At 36.5% G+C, this 19,817-nt stretch carries 20 protein-coding genes; 9 read left to right on the forward strand and 11 right to left on the reverse strand.

Annotated elements, in window-relative coordinates:
- Positions 1-155 precede the first annotated feature (155 nt).
- Genes A6M14_RS10710 through cuyB form a run of 5 tightly spaced genes read left to right on the forward strand, consistent with a single transcriptional unit; the run spans position 156 to position 4,573 of the window.
- Positions 156-1,235 (forward strand): taurine ABC transporter substrate-binding protein, encoded by a 1,080-nt coding sequence (locus A6M14_RS10710; RefSeq protein WP_152874966.1) that lies wholly within the window; start codon positions 156-158, stop codon positions 1,233-1,235.
- A 9-nt stretch (positions 1,236-1,244) separates the two neighbouring features.
- Positions 1,245-2,024 carry an ABC transporter permease gene (locus tag A6M14_RS10715; protein WP_152874968.1) on the forward strand — a complete coding sequence of 260 codons (780 nt, stop codon included), beginning with the start codon at positions 1,245-1,247 and terminating at the stop codon, positions 2,022-2,024.
- A complete protein-coding gene (locus tag A6M14_RS10720) occupies positions 2,024-2,815 on the forward strand; it encodes an ABC transporter ATP-binding protein (RefSeq protein WP_152874970.1) in 792 nt (263 codons plus the stop codon). The genes A6M14_RS10715 and A6M14_RS10720 overlap by 1 nt, the downstream gene beginning before the upstream one ends.
- Before the next feature lie 17 nt (positions 2,816-2,832).
- Positions 2,833-3,855, forward strand: a complete 1,023-nt coding sequence (gene cuyA / locus A6M14_RS10725; RefSeq protein WP_152874971.1) for a D-cysteate sulfo-lyase — start codon at positions 2,833-2,835, stop codon at positions 3,853-3,855.
- Position 3,856: 1 nt separating this feature from the next.
- Entirely contained in the window at positions 3,857-4,573 is a 717-nt protein-coding gene (gene cuyB / locus A6M14_RS10730) for a cysteate racemase (protein ID WP_152874972.1), read from the forward strand.
- A 547-nt stretch (positions 4,574-5,120) separates the two neighbouring features.
- Here cuyB and A6M14_RS10735 read toward each other — a convergent pair.
- The 7 genes from A6M14_RS10735 to acnD form a co-directional block, all read right to left on the reverse strand.
- Entirely contained in the window at positions 5,121-5,378 is a 258-nt protein-coding gene (locus A6M14_RS10735; RefSeq protein WP_152874973.1) for a hypothetical protein, read from the reverse strand.
- A gap of 113 nt (positions 5,379-5,491) precedes the next feature.
- Positions 5,492-6,151 (reverse strand): hypothetical protein, encoded by a 660-nt coding sequence (locus A6M14_RS10740; RefSeq protein ID WP_241678067.1) that lies wholly within the window; start codon positions 6,149-6,151, stop codon positions 5,492-5,494.
- 131 nt (positions 6,152-6,282) lie between these two features.
- Positions 6,283-6,489: a hypothetical protein gene (locus A6M14_RS10745; protein ID WP_152875036.1), complete on the reverse strand. Its 207-nt coding sequence runs from the start codon at positions 6,487-6,489 to the stop codon at positions 6,283-6,285.
- A gap of 215 nt (positions 6,490-6,704) precedes the next feature.
- A complete protein-coding gene (locus A6M14_RS10750; protein WP_152874977.1) occupies positions 6,705-7,283 on the reverse strand; it encodes a DUF4126 domain-containing protein in 579 nt (192 codons plus the stop codon).
- A 108-nt stretch (positions 7,284-7,391) separates the two neighbouring features.
- The gene (locus A6M14_RS10755; RefSeq protein ID WP_338325176.1) at positions 7,392-7,571 is read right to left on the reverse strand and encodes a zinc ribbon-containing protein; all 180 of its coding nucleotides are present in this window, start codon (positions 7,569-7,571) and stop codon (positions 7,392-7,394) included.
- Positions 7,572-7,639: 68 nt separating this feature from the next.
- A complete protein-coding gene (locus A6M14_RS10760; protein ID WP_152874981.1) occupies positions 7,640-9,469 on the reverse strand; it encodes a DUF4365 domain-containing protein in 1,830 nt (609 codons plus the stop codon).
- A 135-nt stretch (positions 9,470-9,604) separates the two neighbouring features.
- Complete coding sequence (gene acnD, locus A6M14_RS10765; RefSeq protein WP_152874983.1) at positions 9,605-12,208, reverse strand: Fe/S-dependent 2-methylisocitrate dehydratase AcnD; 2,604 nt, start codon at positions 12,206-12,208, stop codon at positions 9,605-9,607.
- Positions 12,209-12,466: 258 nt separating this feature from the next.
- Between acnD and ygfZ the strand changes: the two genes are divergently transcribed.
- The gene (gene ygfZ / locus A6M14_RS10770) at positions 12,467-13,192 is read left to right on the forward strand and encodes a CAF17-like 4Fe-4S cluster assembly/insertion protein YgfZ (RefSeq protein WP_152874984.1); all 726 of its coding nucleotides are present in this window, start codon (positions 12,467-12,469) and stop codon (positions 13,190-13,192) included.
- Positions 13,193-13,507: 315 nt separating this feature from the next.
- Positions 13,508-14,305 (forward strand): tetratricopeptide repeat protein, encoded by a 798-nt coding sequence (locus A6M14_RS10775; RefSeq protein WP_152874986.1) that lies wholly within the window; start codon positions 13,508-13,510, stop codon positions 14,303-14,305.
- Between the two features lie 89 nt (positions 14,306-14,394).
- Here the strand turns inward: A6M14_RS10775 and A6M14_RS10780 are convergent, their stop codons facing one another.
- The 4 genes from A6M14_RS10780 to A6M14_RS10795 form a co-directional block, all read right to left on the reverse strand.
- A complete protein-coding gene (locus tag A6M14_RS10780; RefSeq protein WP_152874987.1) occupies positions 14,395-14,640 on the reverse strand; it encodes a hypothetical protein in 246 nt (81 codons plus the stop codon).
- A gap of 98 nt (positions 14,641-14,738) precedes the next feature.
- Positions 14,739-15,671, reverse strand: coding sequence for an AEC family transporter (locus A6M14_RS10785; protein ID WP_152874988.1), 933 nt, complete (start codon positions 15,669-15,671; stop codon positions 14,739-14,741).
- A gap of 94 nt (positions 15,672-15,765) precedes the next feature.
- Positions 15,766-16,875 (reverse strand): oxidoreductase, encoded by a 1,110-nt coding sequence (locus tag A6M14_RS10790; protein ID WP_188110895.1) that lies wholly within the window; start codon positions 16,873-16,875, stop codon positions 15,766-15,768.
- A 108-nt stretch (positions 16,876-16,983) separates the two neighbouring features.
- Complete coding sequence (locus A6M14_RS10795; protein WP_152874989.1) at positions 16,984-18,255, reverse strand: carbohydrate porin; 1,272 nt, start codon at positions 18,253-18,255, stop codon at positions 16,984-16,986.
- 382 nt (positions 18,256-18,637) lie between these two features.
- Here A6M14_RS10795 and mutM point away from each other — a divergent pair, with 382 nt between their 5' ends.
- Positions 18,638-19,492: a bifunctional DNA-formamidopyrimidine glycosylase/DNA-(apurinic or apyrimidinic site) lyase gene (gene mutM / locus A6M14_RS10800; RefSeq protein WP_152874990.1), complete on the forward strand. Its 855-nt coding sequence runs from the start codon at positions 18,638-18,640 to the stop codon at positions 19,490-19,492.
- Positions 19,489-19,773: a peptidylprolyl isomerase gene (locus A6M14_RS10805; protein ID WP_152874991.1), complete on the forward strand. Its 285-nt coding sequence runs from the start codon at positions 19,489-19,491 to the stop codon at positions 19,771-19,773. Before mutM ends, A6M14_RS10805 begins: the two co-directional genes overlap by 4 nt.
- The last annotated feature ends 44 nt before the right edge of the window (positions 19,774-19,817 follow it).

A 19,817-nucleotide genomic window follows, 5' to 3' on the forward strand; every position in this document is an offset into this window, starting at 1 on the left:
TATAGTAAATTTATTACGCTTTTACATATAAATAATTCGTTTTTATTCATATATATAACTTCATTTTTTAATATATCTATTCCATTTTTTCATATTTTTATTAATCACAATATCTCATTAAGATCGAGAAAATTTCAAAAATACTGGAAATAGAGATGCTTAATACAACTCATCTTAATTTAAAAAATTTAGCTTTGTCTGTGGGAATTCTAAGCTCAGCACTTTTAGTTGGCTGTGGCAACAACGCACAACAAAACACTGAAACTAAAGCAGATGCATCTGCTCCTACGACATCTGCAGAATTACCAAAAGAAGTGCGTTTTGCATGGGGTGGTGGTCCTCGTGTTTGGGTTTTAGGTAAAGCAGATGGTGATTTTGAAAAAGCACTAGGTACTAAAATCAAATGGGTTGAATTTGCTTCAGGTGCAGACGTAATTAACTATTTCGCTGCAAATGAAATTGATATTGCACGTTTTGGCTCAAGCCCAGCCGTTGCAGGCATCACACGTGGATTACCAATTGAAGTCATTGGTTTAGAAGGTCTTATTTCTAGCGCAGAACGCTTAATCGTTCGTCCTGAAATTAAAGGCTTACAAGACTTAGTCGGTAAAAAAGTGGCTTTCCCTGCAAACTCAACAGCGCAATATGCTTTAGAACAAGCCTTAGCATTGGAAAAAATTGATAAATCAAAAATTCAATTATTACCACTTAAACCTGCTGAAATTGTATCGGCATGGACACGTGGTGACATCGATGCTGCCTATGTTTGGGGACCATTTACTCAACAGCTAGAAAAACAAGGTGGTAAAGAAATTTACCGTACAACAACGCTCAATGAACAAGGTATTTTAGTTTATAACAACTTTGCTGTTCGCAAAGAATTTGCTGAGAAACATCCTGATCTTGTAATTAAGTTCTTAAAAGCTTATCAAGAACAAGTAGATGAATATAAACAAGACCCTAAAGCTGCTTCTGAAAAAATTTCTAAATACTTAAGTCTTCCATATGAACAAGTTGAAACAACACTTGCAGGTATTGACTATATTCCATTGAAAGATCAAGCAACTGAGAAATACTTAGGTGCTACACCAAATGATGAAAATTCAGGTATTGCCAAAGCAGCACTCGATATTTCTAAGTTTTTAGTTGGGATTGGCGAGTTAAAACAGTCCGATGTACCTAAGAGCTATGCGCCAAACATCAACAGCAAATACCTTATTGAAGCGACAAAATAAGGTTATAGGATGATTCAGTTGAACCCGTTTAAAGCAAAAGTGATCAGTGCATTGTCACTCATCACTTTTGTATTTCTTTGGCAACTTGCGTGTACATTCAAACTTGTGTCACCCATTTTATTGCCCTCTCCACTTCAAATTGTAGATACAGTTTTAGATTTATTCCAAAACGGTTACCGAGATGCTCCGTTTTATCAACACATTCTAGTGAGTACGGCTCGTGCATTTTTTGCATTTTTCGTGGCCATCATTATTGGTGTTCCTTTAGGTTTATTGATGGGTCGTAGTCCTGTACTGAATGCTATTTTAGATCCTTTCGTACAATTCTTACGCCCAATTCCTAAAATTGCCCTTATTCCACTTGTTGTTGTTTGGCTTGGTATTGGCGAAGAATCTAAATTCTTCCTTATTTTTATTGCCACATTTTTAAGTGTCATTGTAGGTGCAACAGCCGCAAGTCAAAACGTGTCACATGGTCTTATTCAAGCTGCACAAACAATGGGCTTAGGTAAAACATCAATTTTATTTCGTGTGATTTTACCGTCTTCACTTCCTGAAATTTTTACCACAATTCGCTTGTCTATTGGTATTGGCTGGACATCACTTATTGCAGCTGAAATGGTTGCAGCAACTTCAGGTTTAGGTTGGATGATCATTAATGCAGGTTCTTATTTAAGAACTGATGTGGTGATTGTTGGCATTATTTTACTTGGCACAATTGGCTTTATTTTAGATTGGCTGATTGTGAAAGCACAACAAAAATGGGCACCTTGGACAGGAAAAGCATAATGACTCAATCATTTATTCAGCTGAATAATGTTCAAAAAACATTTAAGCAAAACAAAACAGAAAACACCGTTCTTGAAGATATCAATTTACAGATTTCTGAAGGTCAATTCGTTTGCTTACTTGGGCCATCAGGTTGCGGTAAATCGACTATTTTGAATTTGCTTGCTGGTTTTGAACACCCGACCCAAGGCAATATTTTTGTCGATGGTCAAAGCATTTCAGGTCCGGGAATTGACCGCGCTGTTGTATTCCAACAAGCACAACTTTTCCCATGGCTAACGGTGAAAGAAAACATTCAATTTCCACTGAAACAATCAAAAGCAGATGCAAAACATATTACGGAACAAACCGAATATTATCTTGAAAAAACAGGTTTAAAGAAGTTTGAAAATCACCGTATTTGGCAAATTTCAGGTGGCATGAAACAACGTGTTGCCCTTGCCCGTGCATGGGTGATGAAACCTAAAATTCTGCTCATGGATGAACCTTTTGGCGCACTCGATGCACAAACACGAATTCTGATGCAGGAAACATTAACCAAACTTTGGCAAGACAATAAAACCACCGTTTTGTTTGTCACTCACGATATCGATGAATCACTACTTTTGGCAGATCGCATTATTTTAATGGCGGGACACCCTGGGCGTATTGCAGAAGATATTCAAGTCAATTTGCCACGTGCTCGTACTATTGAAAACATTACGCCACAGCAAGAATTTATTGAAACCAAAAAACATATTTTAGAAATCATGCGTAAAGAAGTAAGTCGCATGATTGATTACGTACACTAAGACCACAGGACACTGCTATGTTATTAAGTCATTTACCACGCGTTAAACTTGTTCACGCGCCTACTCCTCTTGAGTTTTTACCAAACCTAACTAAAGCGTTAGGTGGTCCTGAAATTTATATTAAACGTGACGATGCAACTGGTCTTGCAACAGGTGGTAACAAAACACGTAAATTAGAGTTCTTAATTGGCGATGCAATTGCAAAAGGTGCGACACACGTACTGACTCAAGGTGCAACTCAATCTAACCACGTCCGTCAAACCATTGCTGCTGCAAACAAATTTGGCTTAAAAGCATCTGTTATTTTAGAGCAACGTGTTGGCGATGGCGCTTCTGAATACTACAACAACGGTAATTTACTGCTTGATGAAATTTTAGGTGCAACATCTATTGAAGTTGTTTCAGGTGGCACAGACATGGCTGCGGCTTTAGAAGCAAAAGCCAAAGAACTAGAAGCACAAGGTGAACGCCCTTATATCATTCCAGGCGGTGGTTCAAATGCTATTGGTGCTTTAGGTTATGTATCTACAGCAATTGAACTCATCAACCAACTCAACCAAATTCAACTTGTACCAACTCACCTTGTACATGCAACAGGCAGTACAGGTACTCAAGCAGGTTTATTGGCAGGCATTGCAGCAACAAACTCAAACCTACCTGTTTTAGGTATTTCAGTTCGTGCTGAAAAATCTAAACAAGAAGAAAATGTCTATAAACTTGCACGCGCAACTTTAGAACATTTAGGTTTAAATGCAGACTTAGTTGCACGTGAAAAAGTTTTAGCAAACAGCGACTATGTAGGCGATGGCTACGGCATTCCAACAGATAGTATGGTCGAAGCTGTAGAACTACTTGCTCGCACAGAAGGTATTTTGCTTGACCCTGTTTACTCAGGTAAAGGTTTTGCAGGCTTAGTGGGTCTTATTCGCCAAGGTCATTTCACTAAAGATGACAAAGTGATTTTCCTTCATACAGGTGGTTCAGTTGGTCTATTTGGCTACCGTTCTACTTTCTCAAACCAAGATGCATACCGTTTGTAAGATGACTGATTTTTCAGAACTTCCTACATTAGGTATATTGGGTGGCATGGGGCCAGGTGCAGCAGTTGATTTTCAACAGCGCCTGCTCGATGCAAGCCCTGCAACGAAAGATCAGGAGCATATTCCAACAATTGTTTGGAATCATGGGGGAATTCCTGACCGACAACTTGCTTTAAAAAAACGTGGTGAAAGCCCGCTCAATGCAATGCTACATGGTTTAAAAATTTTAGAACGCAGTGGCGTATCTAAAATCGCTATTCCTTGTAACACGGCGCATTTTTGGCACGCAGATTTACAACAGCAAACTGCGCTTGAAATCTTAAATATGGTTGAAATTACCGTACAACAGATTTTAAAAAGCTATAAAACTGGCGATAAAGTTGGAATTTTAGCAACCAAAGGCGCACTTTCAACTGAGTTATATCAGCGTGAATTGAGCAAATATGACATTCCTTTTGTCATCAATTCTGACCAAGAAATTGAAGAAGAATTTATGCCTGCTGTTTATGCGGTAAAACGTAATGAAGCGGAAAAAGCAGGTGTTGTTTTTCAAGATTTAAGTCAGCGTTTAATAGACCAAGGTGCAAACTCGATTATTTTGGCGTGTACAGAAATTCCTTTAGGATTACATGCAATCAACTCACCCATTTTAAATGTATGTTTTGATACTACACAAATTTTGGCAGATGCTTGTGTTGCTTGGTACTACCAAAAATAAATTCTAAAAAGGTTTATTCAAAAGCTCTCATCCGTGAGGGCTTTTATTTAATTACTTAATTTGAAGAGAGTTTGATGAGTTTAGAATGGTCAATTGAAAAATTATTTTTGTATTTTATTCTGAAAATTTTTTAGGGTGTTGGGAAAAACAGTGTTTGTTTACTTCAACTATCATGACTTTGTAAATTATGATCTTATAGCCTATAAACTTGTGATCTATAGCGTCCTAAGTCGAATCGAGACCTTTTGGGTAAGTACTGCACTCGCGTTTTGCGCCGCTCACAGCATGCTACTCTTTTCGATTCCCGTCACACCCTTGAGATATATAGTAGCCAAAGGTGCTTGAAATAAATTTCCTAAGATGCGCTATTTTTTTTAATTCATAAAAAATATTTTCACCAATTATTAAATAATAGAAAATATTTCCCAATAAGCATCAAATTAAGATTTTTCTATCTGTTTAATGATGCTTATTCAGGAATTTTTACACTCTACATTTACATATATTGAATGAAGATTTTTTGTAGAAAATCAATCTTATTCATTTTTTAAGAAATTGTACTTTGTACCCATGTTGCAATAAACCACCACAAGCTTATAGCCGACATACCACAGAGTAAATTTGCCAAAATTTTCTGCATTTTACTTAATGAAGACTGATAAATTTTAATATTGATTACATAAGCAAGTCCGGCAAAAGCTCCACCAATTGCCCCACCAACTAAAATAAGTAAAAGTGACCAACCTGCAAGTAAATGCGCTTTTTTGGGTAAAGGTGCTTTTTCTAAAGTTTCTACATTTTCCATTTTTATCTACTATTTTCGTTAAAATATACTGAATTGTTAAAAGCCAAATACACTTTTTACAAAGCAATTTTTAAGCCATTTATTTAATTTCTCTTTAGATGATACGTACAAATTTAATCTACAAGTAATTCATCAAAGTCTTTAATTTTAGATAAATAAATGGGGGCTAAACTTACTTTAGACCATGTTTCTTTAAAACGTGGATTTTCTTCATCATCTTCATTCATATTTTTACGATAAAGCTTTTTTCCTGTTAATAAATTAACACTCGTTTCGCTTGAAATATAAGGACCATGATTACTTGAGTTTTCATAACCAATTAAGCGCATATCATTATTTTCTAGTCTAAAACTATAGCCCCACCATCCATAACGACCATGTCCATAATTTACAAAAAGTTTATTTTTAGCAATTTCTACACTCAGCTCGGGTGCAAAATACACCCCACCATCTTCATTTTCAGATGAAAAACTACTGAGGTTTTGCACTACTTTTTTATAGCTACCATTTTGATTCAAAAATACCAAAATTCCACGGCGGTTTCGGTCAAGTCTTCCTCTATATTCATCATCAATCCATTGCTTTGAGTCTGTTCCTTTCACAATAAGAACCAAGTCTTTTTGACCGTCTTTGTTTAAATCGCCTTCTATGGCTTCAAATAAGGTATAGCTTTGGGGAATATAGGCTTTGTATTTAATTTTATCTTTTTGAAGTTTAATTTCTTCGGGACTAAGCGTTTGCTGTTTTTGCTGAGATGTTTCTGCAAATGCCATTTGTCCTGCAAAAATAGCAGATGAAATTAAAATGCCTGCTGTAATTTTTATCATTAAAATTCTTTCAATATACCAAGTCAATTTAATATAAATAAAACCCACACTTTGGTGGGTTTCAATATGTAGTTTATTTATAAATTACAACACTTTTCACAAGCTTCAACTTTCTCTCTTGGCCAATTCATTCTTGCACGTTTATAGGCAAGCTCGAAATTTGCAAAATACCCTATCAGTATTTGATCTTGAAACTTAGGTAAATCTTCACAACCTGTTGTTCCATTATGTATTTTATTTACGCCATTTGCAGCAGGTTTTTCATCGACTATAAATTTTATCATTTGCATTTTTAGCCCCCAAAACTTAAAAAGTTCAAATACGAACAAATAGATACAAATCCCATAAAATAATTATGGTTTTATTAATCACACACTAAAAATATGCCTTTTATGCATAAAAATCAAACACTATTTCGGCTGTTTTTTAAACGGCTTGGTCTTTTTGATTTTGAGTGATTAAGCCTCAAATAAATTGTATTTTTCTACGTTTATTCATATTAAGTTATCGGTTCATGTTCAATATTGGTCTTTTTATTTCGGAACCATCTTACTGCAAATATAGCCAGTACAATGATAAGAATAACCACCAATACAGGCACAAGGAATGACAAAATTGACAATAGAATTGCGCCAATCCATTCGCCTGTTGAAACCAATGGATTTGCCACACCTCCTGTTGTTGCGGTAGATACGCCACGAACCGCTACGGTACTCATTTGTACTGCGCCTGCCGTTCCACCACCAACAATTATTGCCGATGCCCAACTTGCGAACTGTGACATTTCACCTGAACTGACTGCCATTGTGGTAAGTGTGCCTGCAATCATGGCTGCGGGGGTTGCTATGCTGTCTAGCATGTTGTCTACCCACGGTATGTAGTAAGCGGCTATTTCACAGACTGTTGCAACTGCAAGTGCGATACATACCGATGGCATTGCGAGCCATTCGAAGCCTTTCATGGGTTCGAACCATCCTACAAGTGATGCAATGCTCATAACTAATAGTGGTACGAATACGCGAAATCCGCATGCTGCGCTAAGTCCAATGCCTATACATAAGCCGAGTATGGTTTCCATGTGGTGTTCCTTTGTTTTTATTTTGCTGTTGTTATACGTTATCAAAAAAGCCCCATCGGGTGATAGGGCTTTTATTTAAAACAGTGAGTGCTGTTTTATGTGTGTTGCTTAGGTGTTCTTATTGTTAAATTGAACGCCATGGCATTTGGTACACGGGGGTAATCGGTCTGTACCAATTTCTAAGTAGGTGCGGTGTCCGCATTGCACACAAAAATAGAAGCCTGTGCCAGGTTTTTGACCAGCTTGAACCATTTTTGCTCTCCTTGTTTTTAGAAATGGTGTGACCACTATAACCGAACAATTATGATTTTTAATTAGCCATTTAGTCTAATGATGATGTCAGAAAGGCGAAGGAGTTAAAAATCTAACTTTTTAAATAATTCAGCATGCTCTCTATAAATTTCTGCTTGCCAACGACTATTCCATTTCCAATCAGAATTTCTTGGATTTTTTTTTGAGCAATTTAAACAATTTATATTTTTAAATCCTGTACCCTCAATACCATCAACACCTCCATATACAGTATCTAACACCCATCCTCCACCTGTATATCCCTCTTCTAAACAATGAATAATTTTCATTGTTGCCGATGGGATACCTACCATTTGGGCAGGAACTCCTAAAGCAGAGGAATTAAATACCAATAAATTTTCACAATCTCTCAAAATCCGCTCTGGATTATAATCCTCTATTCCCTGCTTAATTATGCGCCCAAATTCATTTTCAGAATCTTCATAATCAAATCCTAAATTTTTAGCTAGACTCCTAAAAATCTCAAGCTCCTCTTCAGGAGTTAAATCATATTCACTTATTGAAGATGTATATCTTTCTTTTGTTTTTTCAAGATTTTGTATCATCCAACATTTTAATTCCTCTTTTGTAATGCAACTTAACATTTCAATTGCACTATCAATATGATGAACTGTATCTATTGAATACACCTTAAGCTGTACGAATAAATGTAAAAAAAGTATATAAACTCTCTCCTCTTTAGAATTAAGTGCAATTTTCAAACCTAAATCAATACAATAACTCATCCAATTTTCTAAGACATCCACAGCTTCAGCTTGACTTTCATCACGTAGTTTGTAGATAAGAATTGAAATTGAAGTGCCTAATTTTGGAAAAATATCTAAAAAGACATTTGGATTTTCTTGTTTAATAGAATTGTTCACTAATCGAATTGTTTTAACTAAATTTAAAGTCAATTTTAATGAAAATTTTGCTCTAACTGAGTCTACTACCCAAGCTGCTAATGGATTGTCTTTGGTGAGCTTAGACGAAATAAATTGATGATAATCTACTTGAATCTGTTTTCTTAAAAGCCAACTACGGAATAGTAATATCGAGTAAAGTTGAAAATATTTATTAAATTTATTATGCCTAACCAAGAATAAAATTTGCTGATAAATATCGAAACTTGATTCATAATATTCTTCAGACATTACACCTAATTGCTGTTCACAAATTTTTTCAGCATATAATCCTGCATAAAATCTTAGCTCATTTTTTTCTGTTTGAGCAGGAAAAATTTTGTGTATGAGCTCAAGTAGTTCATCAAATTTTTTTTCTGTATATAATCTTTCAAACTGAGTCATATATGCATGAAAACTTTGAGTTTTAGCTTGCTCTAACCAACTTTGAACTGTTTGATCCGTAGATGTCTGAAAAATATCTGAATAATTAATTTTTCGTAATGCACTTAAACGTAGCCAATCAATATTAATATTAATCGCTTTACCAAGCTCTTTTACATTATCTCGTTGAAGAATATTAGATGTAAGTAAATGAATAGTTATTGAATCTTGTTCTTTAACTAATGCTTCTTTCATCCTTTTCCGCAATTCATCATCATCTTGCAAGCTATGCCAATATACAACCTCTTTAGTAACGTCGACGACGAATAGAATGACAGCTATTTCCACATGAGACATATAATATTGCAAACGCTCTAAGGAAAGGCTAAATGAAACCTTTTTTCCATCTTCAATTAAAGTAACCGTCTTCTGACCTTTAATTTGTGCTTTAAATATTAATCCTGTGGCTTTATCTTGGGGAGTTATTATTTCTATTTCTGCATCAATACCATAATCTTCCTGATCCTCTTGCGAACGTAAAGACCAATTATCAGGCAAAGAAAAAGCAAAAATACGCCCCGCTCTTCTACCAATTTCTTTTGCATTCATTTTTTATTTCCCAAGAAAAAACCCCACTCAACAGTAGGGTGTTTTTATAACAATATCAATAACTTTACCTTTATAAAAGGAGGGAGTTCCCCTCTTTCCCTTGCGCCATATATGGCTCAGGGTTAGGGGAGATTCTTAAACATTCCCTTCCAAGAAATCCTGCGCAAAGCGTTGCAACACCCCACCCGCTTCATACACATGAACTTCTTCTTCCGTATCTAAACGACACGTTACAGGAATTTCCAAAATTTCATTCAAACCATCCACCGTGGCACGTTCCACCACCAAAGTTAAAGTCGAACGAGGTGCAATATTCCCCATAACGCTATACAACTCCGTACCATCCAACTTCAACGTTTTACGGTCAATTCCTGCTTTAAACTCAAGCGGTAACACACCCATACCTACCAAATTGGTACGGTGAATACGCTCAAAACCTTCAGCAACAATCGCTTCAACACCTGCAAGGCGAACACCTTTAGCCGCCCAATCACGACTAGAACCTTGTCCGTAATCTTTCCCTGCAATAATAATCAAAGGCTGTTTACGGTTCATGTAGGTTTCAATCGCTTCCCACATGCGCATCACTTCGCCTTCAGGCTCAACACGTGCTTTCGAACCTTGCTTAATTGTGCCGTCCGAACGAACCACCATCTCATTAAACAACTTCGGATTGGCAAAAGTCGCACGTTGCGTGGTTAAATGATCGCCTCGGTGCGTTGCATAAGAGTTAAAATCTTCCTCAGGCACGCCCATCTTTTTCAAATATTCACCCGAAGCACTGTCTAAAACAATCGCATTCGATGGAGATAAATGATCTGTGGTGATGTTATCGCCCAAAATAGCCAACGGACGCATTTGGCTTAAAGTACGTGGTGCAGCCAAAGCCCCTTCCCAATATGGCGGACGACGAATATAAGTACTTTGCGCACGCCAATCATATAAAGGACTTGCCGATTTTTCATTGACACCCAAATCGAACATTGGAATATAAATTTTCTTAAATTGTTCAGGTTTCACCGCTACTTTTACAAGCGCATCAATTTCTTCATCAGACGGCCAAATATCTTTTAAATAAATTGGATTGCCATCTTTATCGTTTCCTAACGCATCTTTTTCAATGTCAAAACGAATGGTTCCCGCAATGGCATAAGCAACAACTAATGGCGGAGATGCTAAAAATGCTTGCTTCGCATAAGGATGAATTCGACCATCAAAGTTACGGTTGCCCGAAAGTACCGCAGTTGCGTATAAATCTCGGTCTATAATTTCTTGTTGGATTTTAGGATCTAACGCACCCGACATACCGTTACACGTGGTACATGCATACGCCACAATGCCAAAACCAAGTTGTTCTAAATCTTTTAAAACACCTGCTTCTTCTAAATATAAAGCCGCAGCTTTTGATCCTGGTGCAAAAGATGATTTCACCCAAGGTTTACGCACTAAACCAAGTTCATTGGCTTTACGTGCAAGTAAGCCTGCTGCAACGGTGTTTCGTGGGTTAGATGTATTGGTACAAGACGTAATGGCAGCAATAATGACCGCACCATCAGGCATTAAACCATCGGTACGATTTTCGACAACGCCTGCAATGCCTTTGGCTTTTAAGTCTGCTGTTGAAACACGTGCATGCGGATTCGATGGCCCTGCAATGTTTCGTGTAACAGTCGATAAATCGAAACGAAGCACACGTGGATATTCCGCGCCTGTCATATCGCTCGCCCAAAGACCAATTTCTTTGGCATAAGTTTCAACAAGCTTCACTTGTTCAGGCTCACGACCTGTAAGCGTTAAATAATCAATGGTGTTTTGATCGATATAGAACATTGCCGCAGTTGCGCCATATTCAGGAGTCATATTTGAAATAGTCGCTCGATCACCCACAGACATGCTATCTGCACCTTCGCCAAAGAATTCTAAATATGCACCAACTACACGTTCTTTACGCAAGAACTCAGTCAATGCCAATACGATATCTGTTGCGGTAATGCCTGCTTGGCGTTGTCCTACAAGTTCTACCCCAATAATGTCAGGTAAACGCATCCAAGATGCACGACCAAGCATCACGTTTTCAGCTTCTAAACCACCAACACCAATTGAAATAACGCCCAATGCATCTGTATGTGGTGTGTGTGAATCTGTACCTACACAAGTATCTGGATATGCAACGCCACCACGGTTTTGAATGACAGGTGACATTTTTTCTAAATTAATTTGATGCATGATGCCGTTCCCCGCAGGAATCACATCTACATTTTCAAATGCGGTTTTTGTCCATTCAATAAAGTGAAAACGGTCTTCATTTCGACGGTCTTCCACCGCACGGTTTTTCTCGAAAGCATCTGGGTCGAAACCGCCATATTCCACAGCCAAAGAGTGATCGACAATAAGTTGTGTCGGCACAACAGGATTGACTTTAGATGGATCGCCACCTTGTTCCGCAATGGCATCTCGCAAGCCTGCTAAATCGACCAAAGCCGTTTGTCCTAAAATATCGTGGCACACCACACGTGCAGGATACCAAGGGAAATCATGATCTTGTTTACGGTAAATGAGTTCTTTTAAAGATTGCTCTAAAATTTCAGAGTCACAACGACGAACCAATTGTTCTGCAAGAACTTTTGATGTGTATGGAAGTTTTTCATATGCGCCTTGCTGAATATTCTCTACGGCTTCACGTACATCAAAATATTCTAGCTGGGTGCCTTGCAGTGGTTTACGGAAGTTGTTATTCATAGCTTACCTGCCTTCAATTCAATCTTTTATCAACTTTTGTTGTTGCTTGTTTTTCATTCCATCGAAGGCATAGTACACTGTCAAAACACCATTTCCCAAATTTGTTATTTTTCATAAAGTTAGGTCTAAAAATCTGCGTTTTTCTATTATTTTCTAAGTTCATGACAAGAATAGACATGTTAAATGTGATTTTTTTCAAAAAATAGCGGAAAATAGACCTCATTCTTTAGTATTAGATACTGTTGTAGAGATTAAAAAATGAGCGTACTGACATTCTCCTCTTTCACTTTAAACGGTGTAGATGCACAAAAATTCCTTCAAGGTCAGGTGACATTGAATGCAGAAAAATTGGCTGAAGGTACAACACGATACACAGGAATTTGTAATTTAAAAGGTCGTATTCAATTTGGCTTTTGGTTAAAGAAAAATACATCTGAAAGCTTTGATATCATCACCACGACAGATTTAGCCGAAGAACTTTCTAAACATATTAAAAAGTTTGGTGCTTTTTCTAAAATGAAACTTGAAGATACAGGTGTGGTTTACCCAAGTATTGAGGGAAATCACACTGTATTTGCTACAGCAGAAACAGATGTGATTGCTTGGCAATTACAAGCCATTGAATCGGGTCAAGCATGGATTGAAACAGCAACTTCTGCTCTATTTCAACCGCAAGAAATGCGTTTACATCAACGTGAAGGTGTTCATTACGACAAAGGTTGTTATTTGGGTCAAGAAATTGTGGCGCGTCTTTGGTTTAAGGCAAAACCAAAAAGTTGGTTACATTTGGTTCAAGGTACGGGCGATGTTCCTGCATCTGCGACTCAACTTAGCCCAAACACAACTGTAGTAAACAGCATTGGTGTAGATGGTGGTTATAAAGCGTTGGTAATTGCAAAGCCTGAGGTTTTAGTTGAATTAGGTTTAACTGTTTTAGACCTGCCTGAAGCATTAAATGGTGATGTTGCACGTCCTCAGTCATAAGCCTAAATGTTTCAAAATATGTAGAAAAATCAAACCTCCTTGCAAAAGGAGGTTTTTTTTGCCTTATTTTTCAAGGGCTGTTATTAATTCTTGTACATTGGACACAATGTAAAAACATTTAAGCTAAACATACGCTAAGAAACATAACATTAATAATCTTTTAAGTTTTTCGCATTAATTTAACTTGGTAGATATCTCTAAAGTAATTCTTCACTGAATACTTTTTATTATTCATTTTTATTTAAACGCTATACCCTCTTTTTATATCAAATACTTAGCTTGGATATTTGTCGTTAATTTAAGGTTTTTAATTTTATGAAAAAAATACTTCTAGCAAGTTTAATCGCTGTTTCATCACAATTTGCACTTGCAGCCAACGCTCCACAAGTAGACCCTGCATTTGCTAAAATTGAAACATTAGTAAAAGCTAAGAATTTTAATGATGCATATAAAGAATTAGACAAACTTGCTCAAACAGGTAATGCACAAGCAATTTATGATCTTGCTTTCTTAACTCAAGCAGGTCAAGGCACAACAAAAAATGATGCTAAAGCACTTGAGCTATTCAAACAATCTGCCGATAAAGGCTACCCAACTGCAAACTATCTATTAGGTAAAACTTATCTTTCAGGTGGTTTAGGCGTTAAGCCAGAACCAAACACAGCAAAAAGCTACTTAGAAAAAGCAGCTAAACAAGGTATTGAAGAAGCGAATGTAGACTTAGCTGCTCTTTATTTTGGTGAAAATAAAGATGCTTCAACAAAGAAAGCACTTAAACTGATTGATCCACTTGTGAAAAAAGGCAATCCGCAAGCCGTTCATCTTCGTGCTTTATACGACATCAATACAGGTCTGAAAGAAAAGAAAGAGGCAACTGTGAAAGCAGGTTTAAATAGCATTCAAGCACTTGCTCAAAAAGGTTATGTGCCTGCACTTATGGAAGTAGGTAACATTTTAGCGACAGGTAAATTGGTTCAACAAAATCTACCTGAAGCGAAAAAAATCTTTGGTATGCTTGCAGAGAAAAATGTACCTCATGCTAAAGAAGCTTTAGATGCAGTAACAAATTTAATGGCTCAACAAACTAAAGCGCCTGCTACACCAAAGAAATAATAGACGAAACTTAATTGTTTCCATTCTTTGAGTTAAAAAAAACCCTTAAACGATTTTAGTTTAAGGGTTTTTTATTGATGAATAATCGATTAGAAACCATGAAATAGTTTATTCATATCCTTCGTCACATAATCTTTAAAATGGTAAGCACGTGCATGTTTTGCATCAAATTTTACAATTAAATCATCTTTTTGAAAAACATAAACACGATCTTCAGAACTCACCAAATAATCTTTGCCTAGTATTTTTAATAAAGCATCAATTTTATCTTCATCTGCGATACTTTCATCGGCATTAATTTTATCGTAGCTGCGTTTAATACCTTTGATAAACATCTTAAAAACTCACTTCTTCACTTATATTTACAATGCTAAGTTTAACTTAAAGCACTAGATTTACACGACCAAAAACAAGAAAGATCTGTAATTTTAATTTAAGACCACCACATCGCAATTAAACCACTCATTACAATGAAACCCACAATGGTACTCATGAGTAACGGTGTTAATGTTTTTTCACTTAAACCATAAGCTTGTCCCAACATGGCGAAAATTGTTGGCATAGGTAAAGATGCAATAATAGTTCCTGTATATATCATTTCTTGGCTTACATCTGTTAAATACGTCAGACCTAAAAAGACCAATAATGGGAAAATAAGATTGCTTGAAATAACCAAATAAACACTTTGAAGATTCACATATTTCAGGCTTAAACCCACAATACCACCACCAATTGCAAATAATGCCAATGGTGATGCTGTTTGCCCAAGCATTAATAAAACCTGATCAAGCTGATGTGGAATTTTAATTTTAAACGCAGCGAAAATAATACCAAATACAACCCCCATAAAAATGGGATTTTTCACTAAAGTCAGTACGGTATTTTTAATAATGGCGAATAAATTTACATTGCCACTCTTCTTCATATTGAGTTCAGCTAAAACCAGAACAGCAGGAATTAAGAATACACTTTCAATAATCACAACAAGCGATATATAAGTCATCGCCTTTTGCCCCATTAACAAGGTCAATACTGCTGCACCAATTAAACCCGTATTCGACATGGATGCGCCCAAAGACAATACGGCGGTTTCAGATTTAGTATTTTTAAAATAATGAGAAAGAATGAAAAAGGCAGCAATATAGAGTAAAAAAGTTGCACCGCCATACACCGCAAAATATTCTGGAAACCAAATTTCATGTAAATCTTTGGCAGAAAGTGACTGCAACAACAAAGCAGGTAATGCAACTTTAATAACAAAAGCACCCACCGCTGCAATTTGCAACTCCGATAATAAATTCAACTTTACAGACAAATAACCTAAAGCTAGAAGTAAGAAAATAGGTCCGATTATCGTAAAGATCATGAAAATAATATCCTTTCCAAATATTAAAATTTTAGGACAGAAACATTCTGTCCTAAAACGTAGTGGCGTTTAAAACTAAAGTGATGTTTCAATACTAAAATGAAGTAAATAAATCTTTTAAACCGTGAGGTTGGCATCTTAAATATTGTGGAGATACTGCAATTTTCGCGCCTAATTCGGCTGCTGCTTGCCAAGGCCAATTCGGTTGATACAAAATTCCACGCGCAATACCAATGGCATCGGCTTGCTCATATTGTAACACTCCTTCTGCTTGCATTGGTTCTTCAATCAGACCAACAGCAATGACAGGAATATTAACGGCTTGCTTAATCGCATGTGCAAATGGCACTTGATAGCAACTATGAATATCTATGTTCTGTTTAGCGTCTAAACCACCACTCGAAACATGAATATATACAGCGCCTAAAGCTTCTAATTTTTTAGATAATTCAACTGAAGATTCCACATTCCAACTATCCACACCATCCATCCAGTCTGTGGCGGAAATACGAATACCAATTGGAAAATCTTGTGGAACAGCTTTTTTAATGGCTTCAAATATTTCTACAGTAAGACGAATTCGGTTTTCAAAATTTCCACCATATTCATCTGTACGCTTATTTGAAAGTGGCGATAAAAATTGATGCAATAAATAGCCATGTGCTGCATGTATTTCGATTAAATCAAAACCAACATCTACCGCTCTTTTTGCCGCTTGTGCAAAATCTGCAATGACGGTTTGAATCTCATCAATTGTTAATGCATGTGGCACATGATCCGCTTCATTAAAAGCCAAATCGCTTGCTGAAACGGTTTGCCATCCTAAAGTATCTTGAGGGTTTAATTGCCCTTTGCCTGTCCAAGGTAAATCACTAGATGCTTTGCGTCCTGCATGTGCAAGTTGAATAGCAAAAGGTGCAGGTGAAATTGCTTTTATTTTATTTAAAACCCCTTTCATTCTCTCAGCTTGATCATCATTCCACAAACCTAAATCTGCATGACTAATACGCCCTTCAGGTTGTACAGCTGTAGCTTCAATAATGGTTAAACCTGCACCCGATAATGCATATTTTGCCCATTGCTGTTCATGCCAAAAAGTCACTTCGCCATTATTGTTTGCTGAATATTGGCACATTGGGGCAATAATAATTTTATTGCTTAAACTTAGTTTTCCAAATTGAATCGGCTGAAATAATAAAGACACTCAAATCCCCTCATTTTTTAATCATTCATTTTTTTCAAATTTTATTCTAGCTCAGAAAACAAAAAACAGGCTCCGAAGAACCTGTTTATTTAAAGATTTTTTTATTCTTTAGAAAATAAATTTAGTGCTTAAACCTAATACAAATGCATCATCCACATTGTTTGTAGAACCAGGGTTAATCACATATTGTAAGTTTGGACGCAACATCAACCATTTTGTTGGGTTGTAGCTATAGTTCAATTCAATATTATATTCTGCGCTCGCATTAAATTGTGGTTTTACATCTGCAACACGATTATTCACGTGAACACGGTTTACACCAAGACCGACATAATCATTTGGTAATGCGGCAGATACCCCTACATATTTCAAACCAATTTGTTGTGAATTATCCACTTTATTCGTTATGCGATCATGCCAAGTGAAGTTAGCAAAACTATGTAAACCTTGTTTACCCGAACCTGTAGATGTGAGCTGTTGTTCAATTGCCAACCAACCACCAAATGTACGATCTTCAGGTGCGCCTGTTTTAATATCTTTTTGGTTTGCAGGGTTATCTGCTGTGTTGTACATAGCACCAACACGGTAGCTACCCGCTAAACCATTAATGAATGATTTTGGTTGCCATACGACTTCTACAGGAATGGTTACACCATCGGCATTATCTGTATCTAAGCTCCAACCCTGTCCTTCAGCTTTTGCATTACCATTATCTGGGTTAAATTCATATACGCCCACTTGTGCAAATACTTCAGGATTAACTTGATATTTAACACGTCCGCCCCACTGTGCAACAGGCGTATTCATCCAAATTCCACCTTGCCATTTCCCCATTTGAGCAGCACAAAATGCATTACTTTGGAAATCACAAGCCATGACATTAAAGTCCATGCCTAAACCTAAGCGACCCACTTTAATACTCAGACCTTGTTCTTTAAAATTTTTTTCAATCGATAATTCTGTCAAACGAGACTGTTGATTACCACGGCCAAAGTTTGCTTGAACATTGGCTAATTGCGGCGCTGAATTATCTTGTAAATCATTTACGGTTGTACTTTGACCTTGACGTGCCGTCATTACTGCACGAATGCTTACGCCATTCCAACCCGCTAATTTTTCCATATCTAGCGCTGTACCTAACCACAATTGACCCGCAATAGTAGGATCAGCATGTTCATTACGCCCACCTTCGGCTAAGTAAGCGGTATCGGTTGCTATATTTGCTTCGAACTTCACCCCTTTTTGCGCAAGTTCGGTACGTTTACCCGACCAATCGCCAAACATATACTGACCTTTCGGATCAAAAGCATCTTCTGAGTGAGCTTGTACCATAACTGACATCAAAACAGCTGGTAAAATGGCTAAACTAATTTTCTTCATGATTGAAACCTGATTGGGTAAATACCTGTTTACAAACAACTAATATTTGCAAAATTCATGTGAAAACTACCTAACTTTTATTCATTTTTCTCAGCATTATTTTTATTCGTTTACATACTTTTATTTATATAATCACTAAAAAGACTAAAACAAATGATGATAAATATAATTTATATATTATTTTCAATATGTTAGTAAATTTTGATATTATTTTTAACGATTAATCAGAATAGCTAAATAAGTATAATTTTATATATATTTATGCATTTATTACTATAATTTAAGTACTTATGAATACTTTCTTTTAAGCACATCTAAATTAAGCTTGTAATCTGAAAGCGATAACCCGATATTAGTCACATCCTCATATATTTAATATCAGATGCCTGAATTACCTGAAGTTGAAACCACAAAAACAAGTTTATTGCCTCTTTTAAATGAAAAAGTCATTCGTGTGACTGTTCATCAATCAAGCTTAAGATGGCCCATTCCCAATGATATTCAAAAACTCGTTGGACAAAAACTTCTTAAACTTTCTAGACGTTCCAAATATATTTTGGCTGAATTTGAGCACGATTCAATGCTTTGGCATTTAGGTATGTCTGGAAGTTTTCGTATGTGCGAACCGACAGATGAACTTCGCAAACATGATCATCTTATTATTCAATTTGAAGATATGGAACTTCGTTATCACGATCCACGTCGTTTTGGTTGTATTTTATGGCTAGATGATCAATCACAAACAAAGCTGATTGACACTTTAGGTCCTGAACCTTTAAGTGATGCTTTTAATGCAGAATATTTAGCTTCTAAATTAAAAAGTAAAAGTACCGCTATTAAAGTTACGATTATGGATAATCATGTTGTGGTTGGTGTTGGAAATATCTATGCGACTGAAAGTTTATTTAATTTAGGTATTCATCCTGCACAGCCCGCTTCATCTCTTACACATCATCAAATTGAAAAATTGGTCATTGAAATTAAGCGCATATTAAAACAAGCCATCGATTTAGGTGGCTCTACATTACGTGATTACACCAATGCAATGGGTGAAAATGGCTACTTCCAACAAACTTTATTGGCTTATGGCCGAGTTGGTGAAATGTGTGTGAACTGCGAAACCACCTTAGAAAATATTAAACTTGGACAACGTGCAAGTGCATTTTGTCCTCAATGTCAGCCATTGAAAAAGGTTAAAATAACGAGTCAGAAAGCAATGAAAGGAAAAAAAGCATGAAGTCTGCCATCGTCCGTCATATTTTGGTGAAAGATAAAGAACTTGCAGAACAGCTAAAAAAGAAAATTAAGGATGGTGCAGATTTTTCAAAAATTGCCAAACAGCATTCAACCTGCCCATCTGCAAAAAAAGGTGGCGAACTAGGTGATATTAAAAAAGGTCAATTGGTCGGGCCTATTGATAAAGCCGTATTCACTTTAGCTGAACGTGAATTACATGGTCCGATTAAAAGCCAATTTGGTTGGCATTTGTTAGAAATCAAATTTCGAATGGATTTCTAATCCCTTTACGATTCCCTCTCCTTTTAGGAGATGAGCAGCACTGC

The sequence above is a fragment of the Acinetobacter portensis genome (assembly GCF_009372215.1).
Classification (GTDB): Bacteria; Pseudomonadota; Gammaproteobacteria; order Pseudomonadales; family Moraxellaceae; genus Acinetobacter; species Acinetobacter portensis.